This is a genomic window from Cobetia sp. PDI-12MA (genome assembly GCF_059507695.1).
In genome coordinates this window covers 2,539,414-2,557,031 of record NZ_CM183351.1, presented here as the reverse complement: position 1 = coordinate 2,557,031, position 17,618 = coordinate 2,539,414, and the positions used below count along the sequence as shown (strand labels likewise).

General features: G+C 62.9%; 20 protein-coding genes. 11 read left to right on the top strand and 9 right to left on the bottom strand.

Features of this window, described 5'->3' with window-relative positions:
- Nucleotides 1-108: 108 nt before the first annotated feature.
- Entirely contained in the window at nucleotides 109-1,365 is a 1,257-nt protein-coding gene (locus AC5WNI_RS10920) for an endonuclease/exonuclease/phosphatase family protein (RefSeq protein ID WP_495928454.1), read from the top strand.
- A gap of 111 nt (nucleotides 1,366-1,476) precedes the next feature.
- On the opposite strand, the gene yghX is transcribed toward AC5WNI_RS10920, so the two are convergent.
- Nucleotides 1,477-2,364, bottom strand: a complete 888-nt coding sequence (yghX, locus tag AC5WNI_RS10915; protein ID WP_495928453.1) for a YghX family hydrolase — start codon at nucleotides 2,362-2,364, stop codon at nucleotides 1,477-1,479.
- A 405-nt stretch (nucleotides 2,365-2,769) separates the two neighbouring features.
- Between yghX and AC5WNI_RS10910 the strand changes: the two genes are divergently transcribed.
- The 6 genes from AC5WNI_RS10910 (at nucleotide 2,770) to AC5WNI_RS10885 (ending at nucleotide 7,016) form a co-directional block, all read left to right on the top strand.
- Nucleotides 2,770-3,852 carry a FecCD family ABC transporter permease gene (locus AC5WNI_RS10910; RefSeq protein ID WP_175089515.1) on the top strand — a complete coding sequence of 361 codons (1,083 nt, stop codon included), beginning with the start codon at nucleotides 2,770-2,772 and terminating at the stop codon, nucleotides 3,850-3,852.
- On the top strand, nucleotides 3,849-4,700 hold the full coding sequence (locus tag AC5WNI_RS10905) for an ABC transporter ATP-binding protein (RefSeq protein ID WP_175089516.1): 852 nt from the start codon (nucleotides 3,849-3,851) through the stop codon (nucleotides 4,698-4,700). The genes AC5WNI_RS10910 and AC5WNI_RS10905 overlap by 4 nt, the downstream gene beginning before the upstream one ends.
- Nucleotides 4,697-5,911, top strand: coding sequence for an ABC transporter substrate-binding protein (locus AC5WNI_RS10900; protein WP_487886117.1), 1,215 nt, complete (start codon nucleotides 4,697-4,699; stop codon nucleotides 5,909-5,911). The genes AC5WNI_RS10905 and AC5WNI_RS10900 overlap by 4 nt, the downstream gene beginning before the upstream one ends.
- Before the next feature lie 119 nt (nucleotides 5,912-6,030).
- Nucleotides 6,031-6,201 (top strand): hypothetical protein, encoded by a 171-nt coding sequence (locus tag AC5WNI_RS10895; protein WP_285461560.1) that lies wholly within the window; start codon nucleotides 6,031-6,033, stop codon nucleotides 6,199-6,201.
- A gap of 51 nt (nucleotides 6,202-6,252) precedes the next feature.
- Nucleotides 6,253-6,651 carry a Lin0512 family protein gene (locus AC5WNI_RS10890; protein ID WP_487886116.1) on the top strand — a complete coding sequence of 133 codons (399 nt, stop codon included), beginning with the start codon at nucleotides 6,253-6,255 and terminating at the stop codon, nucleotides 6,649-6,651.
- Complete coding sequence (locus AC5WNI_RS10885) at nucleotides 6,648-7,016, top strand: Lin0512 family protein (protein WP_175089518.1); 369 nt, start codon at nucleotides 6,648-6,650, stop codon at nucleotides 7,014-7,016. The genes AC5WNI_RS10890 and AC5WNI_RS10885 overlap by 4 nt, the downstream gene beginning before the upstream one ends.
- Before the next feature lie 222 nt (nucleotides 7,017-7,238).
- On the opposite strand, the gene AC5WNI_RS10880 is transcribed toward AC5WNI_RS10885, so the two are convergent.
- Nucleotides 7,239-8,270 carry an HlyD family secretion protein gene (locus tag AC5WNI_RS10880; RefSeq protein ID WP_487886115.1) on the bottom strand — a complete coding sequence of 344 codons (1,032 nt, stop codon included), beginning with the start codon at nucleotides 8,268-8,270 and terminating at the stop codon, nucleotides 7,239-7,241.
- An 86-nt stretch (nucleotides 8,271-8,356) separates the two neighbouring features.
- Nucleotides 8,357-9,943, bottom strand: a complete 1,587-nt coding sequence (locus tag AC5WNI_RS10875; protein ID WP_487886114.1) for an MFS transporter — start codon at nucleotides 9,941-9,943, stop codon at nucleotides 8,357-8,359.
- Nucleotides 9,944-10,061: 118 nt separating this feature from the next.
- Here AC5WNI_RS10875 and AC5WNI_RS10870 point away from each other — a divergent pair, with 118 nt between their 5' ends.
- A complete protein-coding gene (locus AC5WNI_RS10870; RefSeq protein WP_217485853.1) occupies nucleotides 10,062-10,811 on the top strand; it encodes an IclR family transcriptional regulator in 750 nt (249 codons plus the stop codon).
- Between the two features lie 215 nt (nucleotides 10,812-11,026).
- On the opposite strand, the gene AC5WNI_RS10865 is transcribed toward AC5WNI_RS10870, so the two are convergent.
- On the bottom strand, nucleotides 11,027-11,722 hold the full coding sequence (locus tag AC5WNI_RS10865) for a haloacid dehalogenase type II (protein ID WP_368449391.1): 696 nt from the start codon (nucleotides 11,720-11,722) through the stop codon (nucleotides 11,027-11,029).
- Between the two features lie 358 nt (nucleotides 11,723-12,080).
- Between AC5WNI_RS10865 and AC5WNI_RS10860 the strand changes: the two genes are divergently transcribed.
- Both AC5WNI_RS10860 and AC5WNI_RS10855 read left to right on the top strand, forming a co-directional pair.
- Nucleotides 12,081-12,206 (top strand): hypothetical protein, encoded by a 126-nt coding sequence (locus AC5WNI_RS10860; RefSeq protein ID WP_267895301.1) that lies wholly within the window; start codon nucleotides 12,081-12,083, stop codon nucleotides 12,204-12,206.
- Nucleotides 12,207-12,656: 450 nt separating this feature from the next.
- Nucleotides 12,657-12,902 (top strand): hypothetical protein, encoded by a 246-nt coding sequence (locus AC5WNI_RS10855; protein WP_175089522.1) that lies wholly within the window; start codon nucleotides 12,657-12,659, stop codon nucleotides 12,900-12,902.
- A 153-nt stretch (nucleotides 12,903-13,055) separates the two neighbouring features.
- Here AC5WNI_RS10855 and AC5WNI_RS10850 read toward each other — a convergent pair whose 3' ends face one another.
- On the bottom strand, nucleotides 13,056-13,571 hold the full coding sequence (locus AC5WNI_RS10850; protein ID WP_043333918.1) for a lactoylglutathione lyase family protein: 516 nt from the start codon (nucleotides 13,569-13,571) through the stop codon (nucleotides 13,056-13,058).
- Nucleotides 13,572-13,775: 204 nt separating this feature from the next.
- On the opposite strand from AC5WNI_RS10850, the gene AC5WNI_RS10845 reads away from it, so the two are divergent.
- A complete protein-coding gene (locus AC5WNI_RS10845; RefSeq protein ID WP_175089523.1) occupies nucleotides 13,776-14,651 on the top strand; it encodes a LysR family transcriptional regulator in 876 nt (291 codons plus the stop codon).
- Nucleotides 14,652-14,772: 121 nt separating this feature from the next.
- Here AC5WNI_RS10845 and AC5WNI_RS10840 read toward each other — a convergent pair whose 3' ends face one another.
- From AC5WNI_RS10840 to AC5WNI_RS10825, 4 genes are all read right to left on the bottom strand, one after another.
- Nucleotides 14,773-15,102 carry a gamma-glutamylcyclotransferase family protein gene (locus tag AC5WNI_RS10840; protein ID WP_153636169.1) on the bottom strand — a complete coding sequence of 110 codons (330 nt, stop codon included), beginning with the start codon at nucleotides 15,100-15,102 and terminating at the stop codon, nucleotides 14,773-14,775.
- A 76-nt stretch (nucleotides 15,103-15,178) separates the two neighbouring features.
- Nucleotides 15,179-16,162: a LysR substrate-binding domain-containing protein gene (locus tag AC5WNI_RS10835; protein ID WP_175089524.1), complete on the bottom strand. Its 984-nt coding sequence runs from the start codon at nucleotides 16,160-16,162 to the stop codon at nucleotides 15,179-15,181.
- A gap of 284 nt (nucleotides 16,163-16,446) precedes the next feature.
- Nucleotides 16,447-16,923, bottom strand: a complete 477-nt coding sequence (locus AC5WNI_RS10830; RefSeq protein WP_487886113.1) for a GFA family protein — start codon at nucleotides 16,921-16,923, stop codon at nucleotides 16,447-16,449.
- Between the two features lie 175 nt (nucleotides 16,924-17,098).
- A complete protein-coding gene (locus AC5WNI_RS10825) occupies nucleotides 17,099-17,425 on the bottom strand; it encodes a gamma-glutamylcyclotransferase family protein (protein ID WP_175089526.1) in 327 nt (108 codons plus the stop codon).
- Nucleotides 17,426-17,618 lie beyond the last annotated feature (193 nt).

The following is a 17,618-nucleotide window of genomic DNA, read 5'->3' as shown; positions in this document are numbered from 1 at the left end:
GCAAAGGATAATAAATAATATCGTGGTTCTATAAACCTTGACGACAAGCCCATAAGATACAGTCTCTTACGGTCTTTTTTGTACGAGTCATCAGTCAAGGGTCATGCAGTGATACGCACAGGTCAGCGCGGTAGCGTCAGCAATTCGAGCAACAATCACTCCAATATCGCTGGCAGCACCAGCAACGGCAGCAATAGTACTAGCATCAGCAGCAAGCCCTCGCGCGGACGGCAGCCGTCTGGCGACTCACGACTTGAGCGGATTGTCAGACGGGTGGCGATGGCGCTGGCAGTGCCCGTACTGCTGGGCGCTGCGGCCAGCAGTCAGGCGGATGCGGTGATCGCCAGCTGGAATCTGAAGCATGCCGGCTGGAACAACGGCAAGCATCTCGAACAGGTCGCGGCGGTGGCAAGCCATATGGACCTGATCGGCCTGCAGGAGGTGATGAAGGAGGAGGTCGTCAGCGAGCTCGAGCAGCAGCTTGAAGCCCTGACCGGCGATGAGTGGGGCAGCCTGGTCAGCCATGCGGTCGGGCGCAGCACCTATACCGAGCGTTACGCCTACCTGTATCGCGACAAGACGATCGCCTATCAGGGCGGGGCTACCGTCTATCTCGATCCCGAGGATGTGTTCTCGCGCGAGCCGCTGCTGGCCACCTTCGTCGAGAAGGACAGCGGGCGGGCCTTCAGCGCCGCCAACGTGCATATCGTCTATGGCGACAGCAAGGCGGATCGCGCGCCGGAAATCCGTGCGCTGGCGGATATCTACGACCTGATGAAGGAAATCTCGCCCGGTACCCCGGCGATCATCATGGGTGACTTCAACATGGCGCCGGACGAGCCTGCTTGGGGAGACCTGCGCACCCTCGGCCTGCGCCCGTTGATCACCGAGGGCGCGACGACGCTCTCCAAGAGCGATGGCCGCTATGCCTCGCTCTACGACAACATCTGGTATGTGTCGAGCGAATGGCCCAGCGCCAGCGGCGAGGTGTTCCGCTTCCCGGACTATCTGGGTATCAGTCATGAGGCGGCGCGTGCCGATGTCTCCGATCACGCCCCGATCTATCTGTCGGTGACCGGCGAGACACTGGCGTTGCTGCCGCTGGACGGCAGCCAGCCGCAGGCGGCGGGCACAGAGGTGGCCAGTCGTGCATCCAACGCCTCCAGTTCGGCGGGTCAGACCTGTATCGACCTCAACACCGCCAACGCCGATCAGCTGGATCGCCTGCCCAACATCGGGCCGGCACGCGCCGCCGATATCATCCGGCAGCGCCCGTGGAGTTCCAGCGCTCAGCTGACTCGCATCAGCGGCATCGGCAAGGGCACGCTCAGCGAGATCGTCGCCAGCGGCATGCTGTGCAGCTGAAAGACGGCCCGATGGTGTCCTGACATGCTCATGACAAGGCCCGCCCCCCAAGGATGAAGCATGGGGTGCGGGCCTTGTCGTTCAGAGAGGAGCCACATTGCGTCGAGCGGATCAGGTCAAATACTTGGCAAACCACTCAAGCGTTCTGGCCCAGGCGAGCCTGGCGGCCTGTTCGTCATAGCGTGGCGTCGAATCGTTGTGGAAGCCGTGGTGGGTGTCCGGGTAGATGTAGGCCTCATAGACCTTGGCGTGTTCCTCAAGCGCGGCTTCATAGGCGGGCCAGCCGGCATTGACGCGCTCATCGTGCTCCGCATAGTGCAGCAACAGCGGGGCCTTGATGGCGGCGACTTCCTCGGCGCGCGGCTGGCGGCCATAGAAGGGCACGGCACAGGCTAGTTCAGGATAGGCCACGGCGGCGGCATTGGAGACGCCCCCGCCGTAGCAGAAGCCGGTAATGCCGACCTTGCCGGTGGTGCGGTCCTCGCTCATCAGGTAATCGATGGCGGCGAAGAAGTCGTTCATCAGCTTTTCAGGGCCTACCTGTGCCTGCAGCTCCTTGCCCCTGGGGTCGTTGCCCGGATAGCCGCCCACCGAGCTCAATCCATCCGGGGCCAGCGCGATATAGCCGGCCTTGGCCACGCGGCGCGCCACGTCCTCGATATAGGGGTTGAGGCCACGGTTCTCATGCACCACCACCACGCCCGGCAGCGGGCCGCTGGCCTTGGCGGGCTTCACCAGATAGGCGCGCACCTCGCCGTGGCCCTCGGGGGAGGGATAGGTGATGTATTCGGCGACGATGTCGGGGTCGGTGAACTCGACCTGAGAAGCCAGCGCGTAGTCGGGGCTGAGGCTTGCCAGAATCGAGGTGGCTGTCATGCCCGCGACGGCAAAGGCCGCCGCGCGATCCAGAAACTGGCGGCGAGTGATGTTGCCATGCACATATCCGTCGTACAGCTCCAGCAACTCGGGAGCAAAATCCTTTGCAGTGAGGCGGGCCATGTCAGGCTCCTGGGCAAGAGAAGGGGCGAGCGAATCTTGAACATAGCAACCCGTCAGGACGCTACCAAGTTTTTGCCGCCCTGTTCATCGAGTCTGTCATTTTCCGAGCCTGACATTTTCTGAGCCTGACATTTGCTAAGCCAGGTACTTGTCGAAGCGGACGTGAGCAGGGCGGGTGTGGGAAGGCCTGGCGGCGGCGCCAGGCTGGGTTGAATGGACGTGAGCTGGGTCGCGCATATCACCCGTCGCGGCCGTGCGCATTGTGACTGCAGGCGTCAATCATTATCATCTGCGCATGATTCATGCTGATAACCGAGCCGCCTGGCGGCTCCGGTGGGCCCTGATGCATGGAAGTTCACTTCCTCCTCCTAGTGGCAGACCTTGCTGGTGATTGAAAAACGTCCGATGTCCCCCCCCGCGCACGCTCAGGCCTCAGCGCCTGAGTCGTCGCCTACGCTCGCCCAGCAATACCGGCGCTTCGCCTGGAAGCGTGTGGTGATTCTCTCCGCGCTGTGCCTGGCACTGCTGTTGGCCATCCTTGGCGACATCATGACCGGCCCTGCCGATCTCGCGCTGTCTGATCTGCTGGGCGAACTCATCAATCCCGGTTCGCACGGGCCGATCAATGAAGCCATCGTCTGGCAGATTCGTCTGCCGACGGCGGTGATGGCGGCGCTGGTCGGTGCAGCCCTGGGGCTTGCGGGCGCCGAGATGCAGACCGTGCTCAACAACGCCCTGGCCAGCCCCTTCACGTTGGGTGTGGGCGCCGCGGCGACGCTTGGCGCCTCGCTGGTCATCATCCTGGATGTCGCCTTGCCGGGGCTGCCGCCCAGCTACACCATCGCGCTGATGGCCTTCGTGTTCGCGGCGCTGTCGATTCTGGCCATCGATGCCGTGGCCTCGCTGTATGGCGCCAGTCGCGAAGTGATCGTGCTGTTCGGCATCGCGCTGGTCTTCGTGCTCAACGCCGTCAATGCGCTGGTGCAGTTCGTGGCCAGTCCCGATGCGCTGCAGCAGCTGGTGTTCTGGACCATGGGCAGCCTGTCGGAAGCCTCGTGGGAGCGAGTCGCGATCATCGCAAGCGTCTTGGTCGTCTGCCTGCCCTTCGCCATGCGGCGTGCCTGGGCGCTGACAGCGCTGCGTGCCGGGGAAGACCATGCGCGCAGCTTTGGCGTGCCGGTCACTCGCCTGCGCCGCACGGCACTGTTGCGTGTCAGCCTGCTGGCGGCAGTGGCGGTGGCCTTTGTCGGCACCATCGGCTTCATCGGTCTGGTCGGGCCGCACATGGCGCGTCTGGCGCTGGGGGAAGACCATCGCTTCTACCTGCCCGGCAGTGCGCTGGCGGGGGCGCTGGTGCTGTCCCTGGCCGCCACGGCCAGTGAGTCACTGGTACCTGGCCTGGTGCTGCCGGTAGGAATCGTGACCTCATTGATCGGCATTCCCTGTTTCCTCGCCTTGCTGCTCGGTCAGCGCAGGGGGCAGGGATGAGCCATCACGTCTTTGATTCGCAAGCCTCCTTGAAGATCTCGCAGCTGACCACCGGCTATCAGCGGCGCATGATCTTTGATCAACTCGATCTGCCACCGCTGCCGGCGGGCTCATTGGTCGGGGTGCTCGGGCCGAATGCGGTCGGCAAGTCGACCTTCCTCAAGGCGATTGCCGGCATGCGCCCGGCCAAGGGCGACATCCACCTCGGGGAGCTTGCGCTGTCGTCGCTGCACGGGGCGAACCGCATGCGTCATGTCGGCTACCTGCCGCAGACGCTGCCGCAGCCGACCAGTCTGGTGGCCTATGAAGCCGTGGCCAGCGCCTGTCGCGCGGCGCGTGCCGAGTTGAGCCGCGAGGCCACGGATTCGCTGGTCGAGCAGGTCTTCGCACGCCTGTCGCTGCATTCTCTGGCCTTCCGGCGCATGGACACGCTCTCCGGTGGCCAGCGTCAGATGGTCGGTCTCGCCCAGGCGCTGGTGCGCCAGCCGCAACTGCTGCTGCTCGATGAGCCGACCAGCGCGCTGGATCTGCGCTGGCAGCTGGCCTTGATCGAAGGCGTGCGCGGCGTGGTACAGGAGCAGCAGGCCATCTGCCTGATCGCCTTGCACGACATCAATCTGGCGCTGCGTTTCTGTGATCAGATCATCCTGTTCGCACCCTCCGGCCTGCTGGCCACCGGGGCCCCGCGGGAGGTGATCACCGCCGAGCATCTGCGTGAGGCCTACGGGATCGAGGCACGGATCGAGAGCTGCTCGCTGGGCCATCCGGTGGTGCTCACCGATCGCGTCGCCGACTCGGCCCAGGCCGATATCGGTCATATCACGCGCGATGCCGGAGCCAGACGATGATGGCGAGGCGCACAAGACTGGCAGGTGTCCGCCTGCTGGCACTCGCCACTGTCTTCGCAGGGGCCTTCTCGAGCGCGCCGGGCAACCTTGCCCATGCCGCCGAGCCGGTCGCCAAGGTGCCCTTCGCTACTGAACAGGCCCAGGCCAGCTTTCCGCGTCAGGTCACGGATCTCGCCGGGCGCGAGGTGACGCTTGAGTCCTCGCCGCAGCGCATTTTCCTCGCCCAGCCGCGTCAGCTATATGCGCTGCTGACGCTGCTGGAGGCGCCGCTTGAGCGTATCGTCGGCTGGGGCTATCCCCTGGCGGTGTTTGACCCGGCGATGACCGAGCGTCTCGAGGCGCGCTGGCCACAACTTGCCACGCTGCCAGCGCTGAGTCGGGCCTCGACGCCGAGCCTCGAAGGCGAGGCCCTGCTGGCGTTGACGCCGGACCTGGTACTGTTCGATCTCTCCCAGCGTTCGCGTATCGAAGGCTCGCCGCTGGCGGCGCTGCTGGATGAGGTTGGCACTCCCTGGCTGTATGTCGAGTTCAATCATCATCCGCTGCAGGATACTCCGGTCAGCGTGCGCCTGCTGGGCGAGGTGCTCGGCGTCGAGGCGCGTGCCCGCGAGGTGGAGGACACCATGGCGGCGCATCTGGCGCTGATTGACGAACGTCTGGCGACGATAGCCGATCGGCCGCGTGTGCTGATCAACATCGCACCGGGCGTGAAGGTGGATTGCTGTCGTACCAATCTGCATAACGGCGTGGCGGACCTGGTCACGCGGGCCGGCGGGCGCAATCTGTCCGCTGAACTGGCGCCGGTCAGCGGTGCCACCCTCAGCAAGGAGTGGGTGCTGGCCCACCCGCCCGAGGCGATTCTCAATACCGGTGGCCAGTGGGCCAAGGGCGATGGCCTGCGTGCCGGCATCGGCATCTCGGGTGAGGATATCCAGCATGATCTGGCGCGCATGGTGCAGACATTGCCCGGCTGGCAGTCACTGGATGCCGTCAAGCAGGGCCGGGTGATGGCGTTGTGGCATGGCTTCCACCAGGGGCCCTATGCCATCGTCGCGCTGGAGGCCATCGCGCGCTGGCTGCACCCCGAGACCTTTGCCGACCTCGACCCCATGGCCACCTTTGCCTGGCTGATGAACGACCCGACGCTGTCGCGCAGCAGCGGCCACTTCTGGGGGCAGCTGGCGCTTGAGGCGCCTGACACGCCCCGATGAGCTGACCGGGGCAGGTGCTCGGGGACGGAAGTCGTATTTTCTACTTGAGGCTTTCCTGAAACGATGGAGCCACGTTGTCATCGCCTGATGAAGACATCGGGCCAGCGACGGGAGGCCGCATGTCAGAGCAGGGTGACCGCAAGCCCATAGCGACGGTCAGTCCGGTGCGCAGCGCACAGTTGGTGGCAATCGTCCTGGCGCTGATCGAGCTGTTCCGGGGAGATTGGCAGGGCGCCCTGCTGCTGGGCGGGCTAGGGTGGGTGATCGGGCTTTTCAAGCATCCGCGCTGATAGGCGGCGCGAGTGGTACGTCTTTTCCGTGACAGGAAATCAGGGGGTAATGTGGCCAAGACACGCATGGTGACCCAGTTCGGCATGGGCACCTCCATCCGCAGCCAAGACTACACCGAGGCGGCGGCACGTGGCATCCGCGATGCCCTGTGGCACAACTCGCTCAACGTGGCGGACGCCTTCGGCTTCCCCAAGGAGGCGATGCTGATCGAGGTCGAGATCGGCGTGCAGAAGCCCGACAAGGTCGACAGTGATGCCCTGCTGGGCATCTTTCCCTACGGTCAGCCCAGTGTGCGCGTGGTCAAGGGCGGGCTGGACGTCGCCAAGCCGGATGGCAGCGGGGTCAGCGTGATCGCCAACGTCGCCATCATCGTGTCATTCGACATGGCGGCCGCCGGTGCGGCAACCACCTCTTCCACGGCCGGGCAGTCGGCAGGAGGTCAGTCATGAGCGAGCAACGCATCATTCTCGAGATGGGCACCGGCAATGACCTCTACGGCATGGACTACACCAAGGCTGCCTGCCGTGCGGTGCATGACGCCCTGCATCATTCCTCAATCGTGATGTTCCAGTCACTCGGCATCGATCACCACCAGATGCGCGTCGAGGTCACCATCGCGGTCCAGGAACCGGACGCCGTGGATGTGGACGCGGTAGCGCGCGAGCTTCCCCGTGGGCGCGCCGAGGTGACGGTGGTGCAGGGCGGGCTCAATGTGCATGACGAGGCCAGTGGCCAGACGCATGTCGTGGCCTCGGCCGCTGTCGCCGCCATGCTCGATATCGACCACGACGCATGGCAGCTGTGCCAGTCGTAGGCAATGCGCAAGCGCCGACTGAGGGCGTGTTGGCCAATAACGAACAAAGCCCCCGTGCGTCAGTGACGCGCGGGGGCTTTTCGGTTCAGACCCGATGGCACAGGTGATGACACCGGACTCGTGCGGCGACATTCGTATGGCAGCTCTGGTGGCCATGGCACGTGGCAGAGTGACATGGCCTGGGAGTTGCCGGCGAAATCACCCGCCGAGCCGCGTGTCGAATCAGGATTGTTGCTGAGTCGTGACATGGGCGATCACGGACATGCCGATGCGTACCTTGTCGAAGTCGGGCTGATTCGGGTTGAACACGATCTTGACCGGCATGCGCTGGGTGATCTTGGTGAAGTTGCCGGTGGCGTTCTCGCTGGCCACGGCCGAGAAGGCGCTGCTGGAGGCCGGTGCGATGCTGTCGACATGGCCAGTGAAGGTCGTGCCCGGCAGGCTATCCAGCGTCATCTCGACCGGTTGGCCCGGCTCCATCTCGGCCATCTGGGTCTCGAGATAGTTGGCGACGACATAGGCTTCCTTGTGCGGCACGATGGCCAGCAGCGAATCACCCGGTTGCACGTAGGCACCGACACGCAGTGAGCGCTGGGTGATGATGCCGTCCTTCGGCGCACGAATGACGGTATAGCCAGTGTTCAGTTCCGCCTGCTCGAGTGCTGCACGTGAGCGTTCGACCTCGGCCAGGGCTTCCACGCGCTGGGCTTCAAGGACGCCGATCTGCTTTTCCGCCGAGCGCTGAGCCGCCTGGGCCTGCACGAGATTGGCTTCCCAGATGCCTTGCTGTTCATCGGCCTTTTCCTTGTCCTGCTGGGAGGCGGCGTTGGTCATGCGCAGGCTGCGGTAACGCTTGGCATCATTGCGCGCATAACGCAGTGAGGCCTGGGTGGACTTCACTTCCGCGATGGACTGCTGCACGACGGCTTGCTGACGCTCGATGTTGGCATCCAGGTCACCGACCGCTGCCTGCTGGGCGGCGAGATCGGCCTGGGCGGAGTGCAGGGAGGCCTGGTAATCGCGGTCATCCAGCGTGGCCAGGATCTGGCCTTCCTTGACCACTTCATTGTCTTCCACCAGCACCTTGTCGATCTGGCCCGCGACGCGTGTGGTCACCATCACGCTATCGGCGCGTACATAGGCATTGTTGGTGGCTTCGCGGCCATCGTGGCCCTTCCAGTAGAGGCCCGCGTAGGTCGCGACCAGCAGGAGCGCCAGAACGCTCAACAGTAGGGTGGTACGTGTCTTGTTCATGTCGGTGTCGTATCTCGTCGTCTATGTCGAAGAAGGGGGAAGTGGCTGAATCCTGGCTAGCTGGTTGCCGTTGCCTGTGTCTGTGTCTATGCCCCGGAGGGTTGTGCTTGAGAGGGCTGAGACTGAGAGGGCTGAGACTGAGAGCGCTGTGCTGGCTCTGGTTGAGGTGCCGGTGCCGGTTGGGGCGGATAGGCGCGGATCGGCAGCACCATGACCAGTATCAGCAGCGCCACCACGAAGGGGATGATGGCGAGGTAGGCATCCGCATAGCTCATCACGGAGGCCTGCTCGGAGATGCGCGTGGTGATATCGCTTGCCGCGTCGACCTGGATGAGTCCGGCGGGCTGATTGCCCTGCAGGCCGAGTGCTTCGCCCAGGCGGGTGGTGTGCAGGGCTTCACGCGTGACGAGGAAGCTTCCGTAGACCGTGGAGGCTACCACCGTGAACAGGGCGCGCAGCGAGTTGACCATCGCGGTGGCGAACGGCCCTTCCAGCGGGCTGAGCGCCCCGGTGGCATTCATCAGCAGCGGTACCACCACCATCGGCTGACCCAGGGTGTTGAGCACCTCGATGAGATAGAAGTTGTCGCGATTCCAGTCGCTGGTGAGCTGCGAGCCCAGCAGGCAGCTGATCAGGATCAACACCAGGCCCGTGGCCATCACGTAGCGGCTGTCGACGATCTTGCGGTTGATCAGTGTCGCCACCAGCGGTGCCAGCAGCAGCTGTGGCAGGGCCATGGTCAACATGACCGGAAACAGCTGCATGGGGCGATAACCTTGCACCTCCCCCAGGAAGGCGGCGGGAATGGTGCCAGCGGCCAGGGGCAGGAACATGAAGGTACATAGGGTGATGATGCCGAAGGCAAAGTTGCGGCGTGCCAGTAGCTGCAGCTTGTAGAGCGGCATCGGGTGGAACCACTCATGGATCAGGAAGGTCACGAAGACCAGCCCGCCCGTGGTCAGCAGGGCGACGACCAACGGTGAGTTGCCCCAGTCGAGTCGCTCACCCTGAGTCATGCCGGCGACCAGCGCGCACAGGGCGGTGACGCCCAGCAAGGCACCGAGCCAGTCGAACTGCTTGCAGCGTTCCAGCTTGAGCGGGTCCTGCGGCAGGCCCCAGGAGACCAGCGCGGCGGCGAGAATACATACCGGAGCGGTTTCCCAGAACACCAGATTCCAGTCGCCCAGGTCGCCATAGAGAGCGGCCAGCGGTGCCGACAGATAAGGGCCGAAGGTGGCCGTCATCGCATAGGCCGACAGGCCATAGAGCTTGCTATGCCACGGCAGGAAGCGCAGTGCTGACATCATCAACAGCGGCAGGATGCTGCCGGAGGCCAGGCCCTGGGCCAAGCGCAGCCCCGCCATCAGCGGGAAGCTGTCGGCCAGAGGCACCAGCAGCGAGAACAGGGCCAGTGCCAGGCAGGCACCGATCGCGAAGCGGCGCAGGCTGAAGGTGACGGCCAGCCAGCCGGCAAGCAGCATCATCGAGACTTCCGCCGCGCTGTAGATCGTGGTCAGCCAGCTGCCCTCATCGTGGGAGAAGCCGAAGTGTCCGACCACATCCGTCAGGACGGTCTGCGTGACACGCTCTCCCACACCGGACATCAGCGATGCGAGCAGAATGCCCACAAGACCGAGTGCGAGTCGTGGATTGAAGGGGTGAGGAGCGGCCACTGTAGAGTTCCCGTTTTGAGGTGAAGCGCTAGACACTTTGGGTGTCTCATAATGCGGTACACTGTACCACTCAGCGGTTTAGTTAGGCAAGTAGTTAGCTTGTTAAGGAGTTATGTCTGTGTCCACAAGAGAAGGTAGTGGCGTGCAGGTCGTGGCCAGGGTGGCGGCGATCCTCAAGAGTCTGGAAGGCAGTGAGCAGGGCATGAGCCTGGGGGAGATCGCCGCCATGAACGATCTGCCGCGCTCGACCGTCAAGCGGCTGGTCGATGCGCTGGCCCAGGAAGACCTGCTGGAAATCCACGGCCATGGCGGGATACGGCTCGGCTCTGCGCTGATGCGGCTGGCGCGCCATAGCCAGCTCGATATCATCACGCATGCCAAGTCATTTCTGGAGGCGTTGAGCGGCACCACCGAGGAAACGGTGGTGCTCTGCAGTCTGAGCGGCAACGAGCTGCTGATACTGCACTCGGTGTTGTCGCCGCTGCCGCTGCGGGTATCGCCGATGGCCGGCAACTTCCTGTCATTGCATGCGACAGCCAGCGGCAAGGTGTTGCTCTCGCATCTCGAGGATGAGCAGGTGGAGCGCCTGCTGGGGACGGATCTCATGGCCTACACGCATAACACCCTCGCGATGCCGGCACTGCTGACGCAACTGGCCGAGGTGCGTCGCACCGGCATCGGCCATGATGAGGATGAGCATATGCAGGGGGTTGGTGCGATCGCAATTGGCCTGGAGACCAGTCAGGGCCATTACTCCGTGTCCGTGGTCGGCCCCTCATGGCGCATCAGCGAGCACAGGGCGGAGATTCAGGCCGCGCTGCAGGCGACCCGTAACGAGATGCTCAAGACCTTTCGTTCACTCAAGTGAGGGCGCTCCGCCAAGGCGGCCATGTGCGGCGGCTGATCGAACGACGAGGTGGTGGAGAGGGCGAACAGGAAGGCAGGCACAGTCACGCCGCCCGACCGAATGGGCGGGCGGCGTGTTGTTACAAGGCAGCACTCAGAGACAGAGCTGAGAAACTGAGTTTGGAAAGAGAGTCTATAAAGAGAGCTTAGCAAGAGAGCTCAGAGGCCAGGGCTCGCTCAGGCCTCTCTGGCCGCGATCAGCTGGTCCGCCAGGGTCATCAGCTCCGCGGCGATGAAGTCTGGGGTCGGCACATTCTCGGCGGGCAGCACGGCATTGTGCGGGCGCGTCAGCAGGGCGCCCTGCATGCCGGCGGCCTGGGCACCGATGGTGTCCCACACATGGCAGGCGATCATGCACATGTCGCCCAGCTCGACCTCGAGCTGCTCGGCGACATGCTGATAGGTGGCCGGCGCCGGCTTGAACTGCTTGACGCTGTCGACGCTGAAATGCTGCTCGAAGGCCTCGCTGATACCGGCCTTTTCAAGCGGCGTCGGGGAGGCGCTTGCGGGGGAATTGGTCAGCGTCACCAGGCGGAAACCGGCCTGCTTGAGGCGCTCAAGCGCCGGGGCGACATCGGGATGGGCCGGCATCTCGGCCATGCGCGACTTGAGCTCATCGATATCGTCATCCGCGAGTCTGACCTGATGGATGTCGGCGACCATCTTCAGGGCGCCCACGCCGAGCGCACCGAAGGGGGTGTAGCGTTGTGAGAGCGTCATGGTCTGCGAGTACAGCACCAGCTGTGCGAACCATTCGCGCAACACGCTTTCATCACCGAACACGCGTGCGAACAACGGCGAGAGAGTGGTGATGTCGAGTAGTGTCTCGTTGACGTCGAACACCAGTACATCGGGAAAGGTCGTGTCAGACATGGTGGCTCCTGGGGTGATAATTCAGACATGCAGTGGGCGCGAAGCGAGGTAGCAGGCACGGGTGGCGCCATGGGAGGGGCAACACCAACGGTTCAGCGCCAAGGAATCAGTGCAGGCAAGCCCACGCCGTTTTCTTCATGCTTCATGGCGCAAGACTACCCGTTGTTGAGCGATTGCTCAAATCATGGCCGCTGGCAGAGTGTTGACGCCGGTCAGAGGTCTGGAATGGCACCGGTAATTTCAGCGCCAGACGGAGGTCGACATTTTCATGATCAAATGTTGTACAAACATTGAATTTACGCCATATTGCGTCGCAGAAGGGCTGAAAAAACCAAGAAAACAGCAGGGGTAAGGGACAATGAGCAATATCGCTATCTGGATGGGGCTTGGCTTGGCCGTCACCTTTGTGCTGTTGGCGACTGGCGTCTTTGACAGGTTACTGACCCGCATCGAGCAGGATGATTCGGCGCGCAAGATGAAATGATCTGCTGGCGGTGACAGCCGAAGGGATTCACGCAAGACCCCCCCCCCCCGAGGGTGGGTTTTTTCATGCCCGTTTGGCGATACAATCTGCAAACCAAGCGCGCTTGACGGTTCGAGAGTCTGAAGGCGGCTCGCCATCGGTTAGCGAATGTAGTCTTGCGTATCGCTGTGTAATCATGGAGAAGTGATTTGCTATCGGGGTGTTTGTCGCAGTCATGGTGTTTCGCGATTCGCGATGAGATCAACGTGCTGAACACGCCAGCACGTTACCACTGGTTAACGTTTCGAGAATTCCCGCCCACAAGAGTGAGTTGTACAGATATCACATCATGGATAGTGTGAGTTCAGCGGGTTTTGCAGAGTATGAGGGATGTTCACACCCGTAATGATTACCTGAACGCGTGTGATCATTGCCATGAATTCAATCAGTGTGGCTCCAGGGAATCGAATCATGGATGAGAAAGCCAACGCCGTTCTGTCCTGCCCGGTATGTAACTGCCTGAGCATGGATTACCAATATCATGAGCACTCTGATGATTACCTGGTGCACTGTGGTGAGTGTGCCGAGTTCATCGGCACTTGGTCATTGCTGCAACGTGAGCTCGCGGTGCAGAAGGCACGGATTGCCTTGCTCAGTCCGGAACTCGCCAGCCAGAGTCTTTACCGTCGTGTGCGCAGCATGCCCGTCATTCACTGAGGTTCAGACGGGTCAGCTTTCGCTGAGCTGCCCCGACAAAGATCATCGTGTGTCGCTCTCGAGGTTGCTTTCGAGATGTCTCGAGCATGTATGTCAGATACAGCAAGGCCCCGCCATGGCGGGGCCTTGCTGTATCTGACGTCTGCGCCGTGCTCAGTTCTGGTAGGCACCGGCGGCGTAGGTCATCTCATAGCTGTGGCTATAGACCTCGAGGATGTTGCCGAACGGGTCTTCCATGTAGACCATGCGGAACGGCTTCTCACCCGGGAAGTACTCGCGTACCGGCATGCGCTGCTTGCCGCCGGCGGCGACGATGCGCTCGGCCAGTCCTTCGACGTCCGGGTCCTGGACGCAGAAGTGGAAGATGCCGGTCTTCCAGTACTCGAAGTTGTTTTCCGGCGTCTCGTGGTTCGGGAATTCGAAGATCTCGACGCCGATACGGTCGCCGGTGGACAGGTGGGCGATGCGGAAGCTGCCCCAGCCCGGGCCGAAGACATCGCTGCACATCACGCCGATGGCGGAGTCATCTTCGGTGATGGTGGTCGGCTCCATCACCACGTACCAGCCCAGCACTTCGGTGTAGAACTTGACCGCGGCTTCCACATCACCGACGGACAGGCCGATGTGGGAGAAGGTGCGCGGATACGGTGTGTTCTTTTCGTTGCTCATGAGTCACCTCAATATGTGAGTCGTGAAGGAAATGGCTCGGTCACTGCCTGCGTGACGTTGGATGCCATCTTGGGCGTCATGAGCAATAATGAAAACCACGTAGTTGTTATGATAATGATAAGACTTGCTTATGGCTGTAGAGGCTCTCCGTCGCAGTCTTGCTGATGCTGCCCCCCTGATTCTTCCAACCCCCCAGGAGCTTGAATGCTGCAACCCCAATGGCTACGCACCTTTCGTACTCTGGTGAGTGTCGGCAACTTCACGCGCACTGCGGAGCGGCTCGATCTGACCCAGGCCGCCGTCAGTCAGCATGTGCGCCAGCTGGAAACCCGGCTTGGCACGCTGTTGATCCGTCATCCGCGCAAGATCGAACTGACGCCGGCCGGCCATGCTCTGCTGGATTTCGCGCGTGAGATGGAAACCGCCGAGCAGCGCCTGACCCAGCGGCTGGCGGGCAATGAAGACAGTCATGGCGATATTCGGCTGATCACGCCGGGCAGCATTGGCCTGGCGATCTATCCGCGCTTGCTGGCGCTTCAGCAGGAGTCGCCGGGCCTCAATGTCCACCATCGCTTCGCGCCGACGCGCGAGGTGGTGGAGGCCGTACTGGAGAATCGCTTCGAGTTGGGGATCGTCACGCTCAAGCCTGATGACCCGCGCCTGAGCGTGACGGAGTGGGCGCGTGAGCCCCTCGAGCTGGTGGTGCCGGCGGGAGTCGAGATCCATGACTGGGGGGATCTCGAGACACTGGGCTTCATCGATCACCCGGATGGTCAGGACATGGCCTCGCGCCTGTTGAGTCGGCGTTTCCCGGGCAATCCGGGCATCAGCTCATTGCCGCGTAGTGGTTCCACCAACCAGATCAGCCTGATTCTGGAGCCGGTCGCCCGCGGGCTGGGCTTCAGCGTCGTACCGCGCCATGCCCGTGAGGCCTTTACTGATCATCAGGCCATCCGGGTGGTGCCACCGCCTGAGGGCAGCACGGAGGTGGTCGATACCCTGTGGCTGCTTACGCGAGCGGAATGGCCGCTCTCGGCGCGCGCCAGACGGGTATTGGAGTATCTGAAGGCGTCGCTTTAGCGCGCCGAGGCATCAGTGCTCAGGCCTCGATGCTCAGGCATCGGCGCTAAGACAGCGACGCTCAGGTATCGGCGCACTGATCAGCTTGTGGAGCAGTTCATGAAACAGTTCATGGAGCAGCTCACGGCTGGCTCAGCGCATAGACCTGTGCCGTCAGGGTGCTGCCATCTTCCAGCGTGATCGTGGCCGGCTGGCGGAGGTATTCGCTGCCTTCGAAATCATCCAGCGCCTGCCAGTGATCGGCCAGGTTGTCGGAGGAGAAGACGTGACCGCGGATGGTGTCGCCCGCCTCATCCAGTCTCAGCCCCGGAAAGCCCATCTCAGCCCCCCAGCCAGCTGCCTCCAGCCGGCCCTTGAGGGTGCCGGGTGTCCAGCTGCCGCCAATGTCGAGCATGACATGTTCGTTGGGGCCGCCCGGCCCGAGGGTGCCGTAGATGAAAAGATGCTGCATGGGAGTCTCTGTCGTTCGTCGGGGGAGAAGTCTGTCTCGGCGGCGCGCGTCGGACGTATCGAGGGCTTGCGGCCGCTCACGGCTGCCTTGTGGTAGGTCCCGGAATCTCGAGGCCGGAGAATTCGCGTGTCAGCCAGCGGGTGATGGGTTGGATCACGGCACTGTTGGGATGGCGGACACTCATGCGATAGCCGTGGCGGTCCCGCGAGATATGCGGCGTCAGGGCGATCAGCGAGCCGTTGTCGAGCAGATCCTGGATGACGTGGCTCCAGCCCAGCGCGACGCCCTGATGATTGACGGCAGCATTGAGCGTCAGCGGGAAGTTGTTGTAGGGGAAGGCCTTGTCGAGGCGCGGCACCGGCAGCCCCGCGTGGCGGCACCAGGTAGCCCAGTCCAGCCAGCGGGTATCGCGCATGTCCAGATGCAGCAGGGTGATGCGCGCCAGCGCCTCGGCGTCCAGCCCCTTCTCGAGCCCATGACGTCGGGCGTAGTCCGGGGAGCAGACCGGGAAGGCGCGTTCCGCGACCACCAGCGTATCGCGATGATCGCCCGTCAACGGCGGGCCGAAGCGGATCGCGATGTCGGCCTGCTGCATCTGCGGGTCTTCATCGCGATCGATCGGCAGCAGCGTGAAGTGGCAGTCGGGAAAGTCCTGCTCCAGCCGCTCCAGACGCGGGCGCAGCCAGACATGCGCGAAACCGGCGCCCGCGGCGATGGTGATACGCGGGGTCGGCTTGTGCACCTTGCGACGTGCTTCCGTGACGGCGCTGCATACCTTGCCAAGCCCGCCTGCCAGTTCGGCGTGGAAGGTCTCGCCGTAGTGGTTGAGGATCAGTCGGCCGCCCTGGCGATCGAACAGCGGATGGCCCAGGTGCTCCTCCAGCGCGCGGATGCGCTGGGAGATGGTGGGCTGGGTGGTATCGAGCTCACTGGCGGCGGCCGTCATCGACCCCAGGCGGACCGTCACGTCAAAGGCGACCAGCCCGCGCAGGGAGGGCAGGTCATCCAGAGGGCTTGCGCTTTCCAGCGGCGCTGGGGTGCTTGTCTTCCGGGCCGGCACGAGAGTCCTCACTGTGATGCGCTGTCGCGGCGCTCCTTCCGTACTGTCCTGCCTGGCTGATGGCTCGGGCGATTGCCTGAATGAGGCATGAGAAGGCATCAGCCAGCAACTACCGGATACGAACAGGAGCGCCGCCCTGTATAGACGGCACTTATACGCGACGCAGCGAATGACATCAACGCTCACCCCAGTGGATCAAGCCGTGAGGTCGCACCTGACTCTGATCAAGGTCGCGCCCGATCCTGAACGATGATATGGCTGGCCCTGTTGACGTGCCGCCGATATCAGTCGGTGTCGCGCTCGGCAATCCGCGCATGCCAGGCGGCAATGCTCTCTTCGGGATACTCGGCATGATGAGCATCACGTGCTTCGTGCGTGACTTCCACCCAGTTGGCCTTGCTGTCGAGCATGATGTGGACATGCTCCGGCGGTACGGGCAGCGGGGTGTCGATCGCCCCGGCCTGAGGATGAATCAGCTCCGGCCAGCGGGCATCGTAAAGCCACAGCGCGCTCCCGCAGCGCTTGCAGAAGTGTCGTTCCGCCGGACTTTCGACCCCGTCGGTCCCCGCGTGATAGATGGAGAGATTGTCCCGGCCTTCTACCTTCAGGGTGTTGGCATCGCCCGCCAGATTGATCGCGTAGCCACCGCTGCCCGCCGTCTTGCGACAGATCGAGCAATAGCAGCGCTGATACGGATAGGGGTGCGGCGATTCGAGCTGGAATGTGACGGCCTTGCAGTGGCAGGAACCTTCAAGCTGCATGAGGAATCTCCCTTGTGATGCATGAATGAGGACGCTGGCGTTGACTGGCCATGCATCGCCGAAGGGCAATGTTACGCCATCCGGGCGCAAGGCGGCGGGCAGTCATGCGCCGCCATCCAGCACATGCCACAGCCATCAGCCATCAGCAATCGCTTTCCGTGTCGCGCCGTGAGTCTCACTGGGGCAGTGCGTAGACATGGGCCTCGAGTTCACGATTGTCATCGAGAATGACGGTAGTAACGGTGCGCTGATAGATGGGGCCTTCGAAGTCATCGAGGGCATCCCAATGCTCGGGCAATTGCGCCGAGGAGAATACGTGGCCACGTATCACCTGGCCCGTGTTGTCGACGACCAGCCCCGGGAAGTTGTGCTCATCGCCGTGATCGGTGTTTTCCAGTCGGCCGCGTAGGTAGGCCGAGCGCCATTCGCCATCGATGTTGGCGATGACATGCTCATTGAGGCCGCCGGGGCCCAGTGGACCGTAGATGAAGAGATGTTCCATGCGTCTGCCTGTCGGGTTGAGGAGGGGGAAGATCCGCGAGGGAAAGACGGCCGTATCGGCGCCGCCTTCATTGACGCTGACGTTAGTCAGTGATGATGAAGGCTGAGTGGCGAGGTTCAACCCCTTGTTGATGTGGCGCACTCAACGCAACGCCCACAAACCAGATTGCCCCCACTGGGCGAGCCAGTGAGGG

Bases quoted from the DNA above. Each gene is read 5' to 3' on its own strand.
- AC5WNI_RS10845 (WP_175089523.1), top strand. From the start codon at position 13,776: ATGCTGCAACCCCAATGGCTACGCACCTTTCGTACTCTGGTGAGTGTC.
- AC5WNI_RS10830 (WP_487886113.1), bottom strand. From the start codon at position 16,923: ATGCAGCTTGAAGGTTCCTGCCACTGCAAGGCCGTCACATTCCAGCTC.
- AC5WNI_RS10825 (WP_175089526.1), bottom strand. From the start codon at position 17,425: ATGGAACATCTCTTCATCTACGGTCCACTGGGCCCCGGCGGCCTCAAT.
- AC5WNI_RS10900 (WP_487886117.1), top strand. From the start codon at position 4,697: ATGATGGCGAGGCGCACAAGACTGGCAGGTGTCCGCCTGCTGGCACTC.
- AC5WNI_RS10860 (WP_267895301.1), top strand. From the start codon at position 12,081: ATGAGCAATATCGCTATCTGGATGGGGCTTGGCTTGGCCGTCACCTTT.
- AC5WNI_RS10910 (WP_175089515.1), top strand. From the start codon at position 2,770: ATGTCCCCCCCCGCGCACGCTCAGGCCTCAGCGCCTGAGTCGTCGCCT.
- AC5WNI_RS10855 (WP_175089522.1), top strand. From the start codon at position 12,657: ATGGATGAGAAAGCCAACGCCGTTCTGTCCTGCCCGGTATGTAACTGC.
- AC5WNI_RS10865 (WP_368449391.1), bottom strand. From the start codon at position 11,722: ATGTCTGACACGACCTTTCCCGATGTACTGGTGTTCGACGTCAACGAG.
- yghX (WP_495928453.1), bottom strand. From the start codon at position 2,364: ATGGCCCGCCTCACTGCAAAGGATTTTGCTCCCGAGTTGCTGGAGCTG.
- AC5WNI_RS10885 (WP_175089518.1), top strand. From the start codon at position 6,648: ATGAGCGAGCAACGCATCATTCTCGAGATGGGCACCGGCAATGACCTC.
- AC5WNI_RS10905 (WP_175089516.1), top strand. From the start codon at position 3,849: ATGAGCCATCACGTCTTTGATTCGCAAGCCTCCTTGAAGATCTCGCAG.
- AC5WNI_RS10880 (WP_487886115.1), bottom strand. From the start codon at position 8,270: ATGAACAAGACACGTACCACCCTACTGTTGAGCGTTCTGGCGCTCCTG.
- AC5WNI_RS10850 (WP_043333918.1), bottom strand. From the start codon at position 13,571: ATGAGCAACGAAAAGAACACACCGTATCCGCGCACCTTCTCCCACATC.
- AC5WNI_RS10840 (WP_153636169.1), bottom strand. From the start codon at position 15,102: ATGCAGCATCTTTTCATCTACGGCACCCTCGGGCCGGGCGGCCCCAAC.
- AC5WNI_RS10895 (WP_285461560.1), top strand. From the start codon at position 6,031: ATGTCAGAGCAGGGTGACCGCAAGCCCATAGCGACGGTCAGTCCGGTG.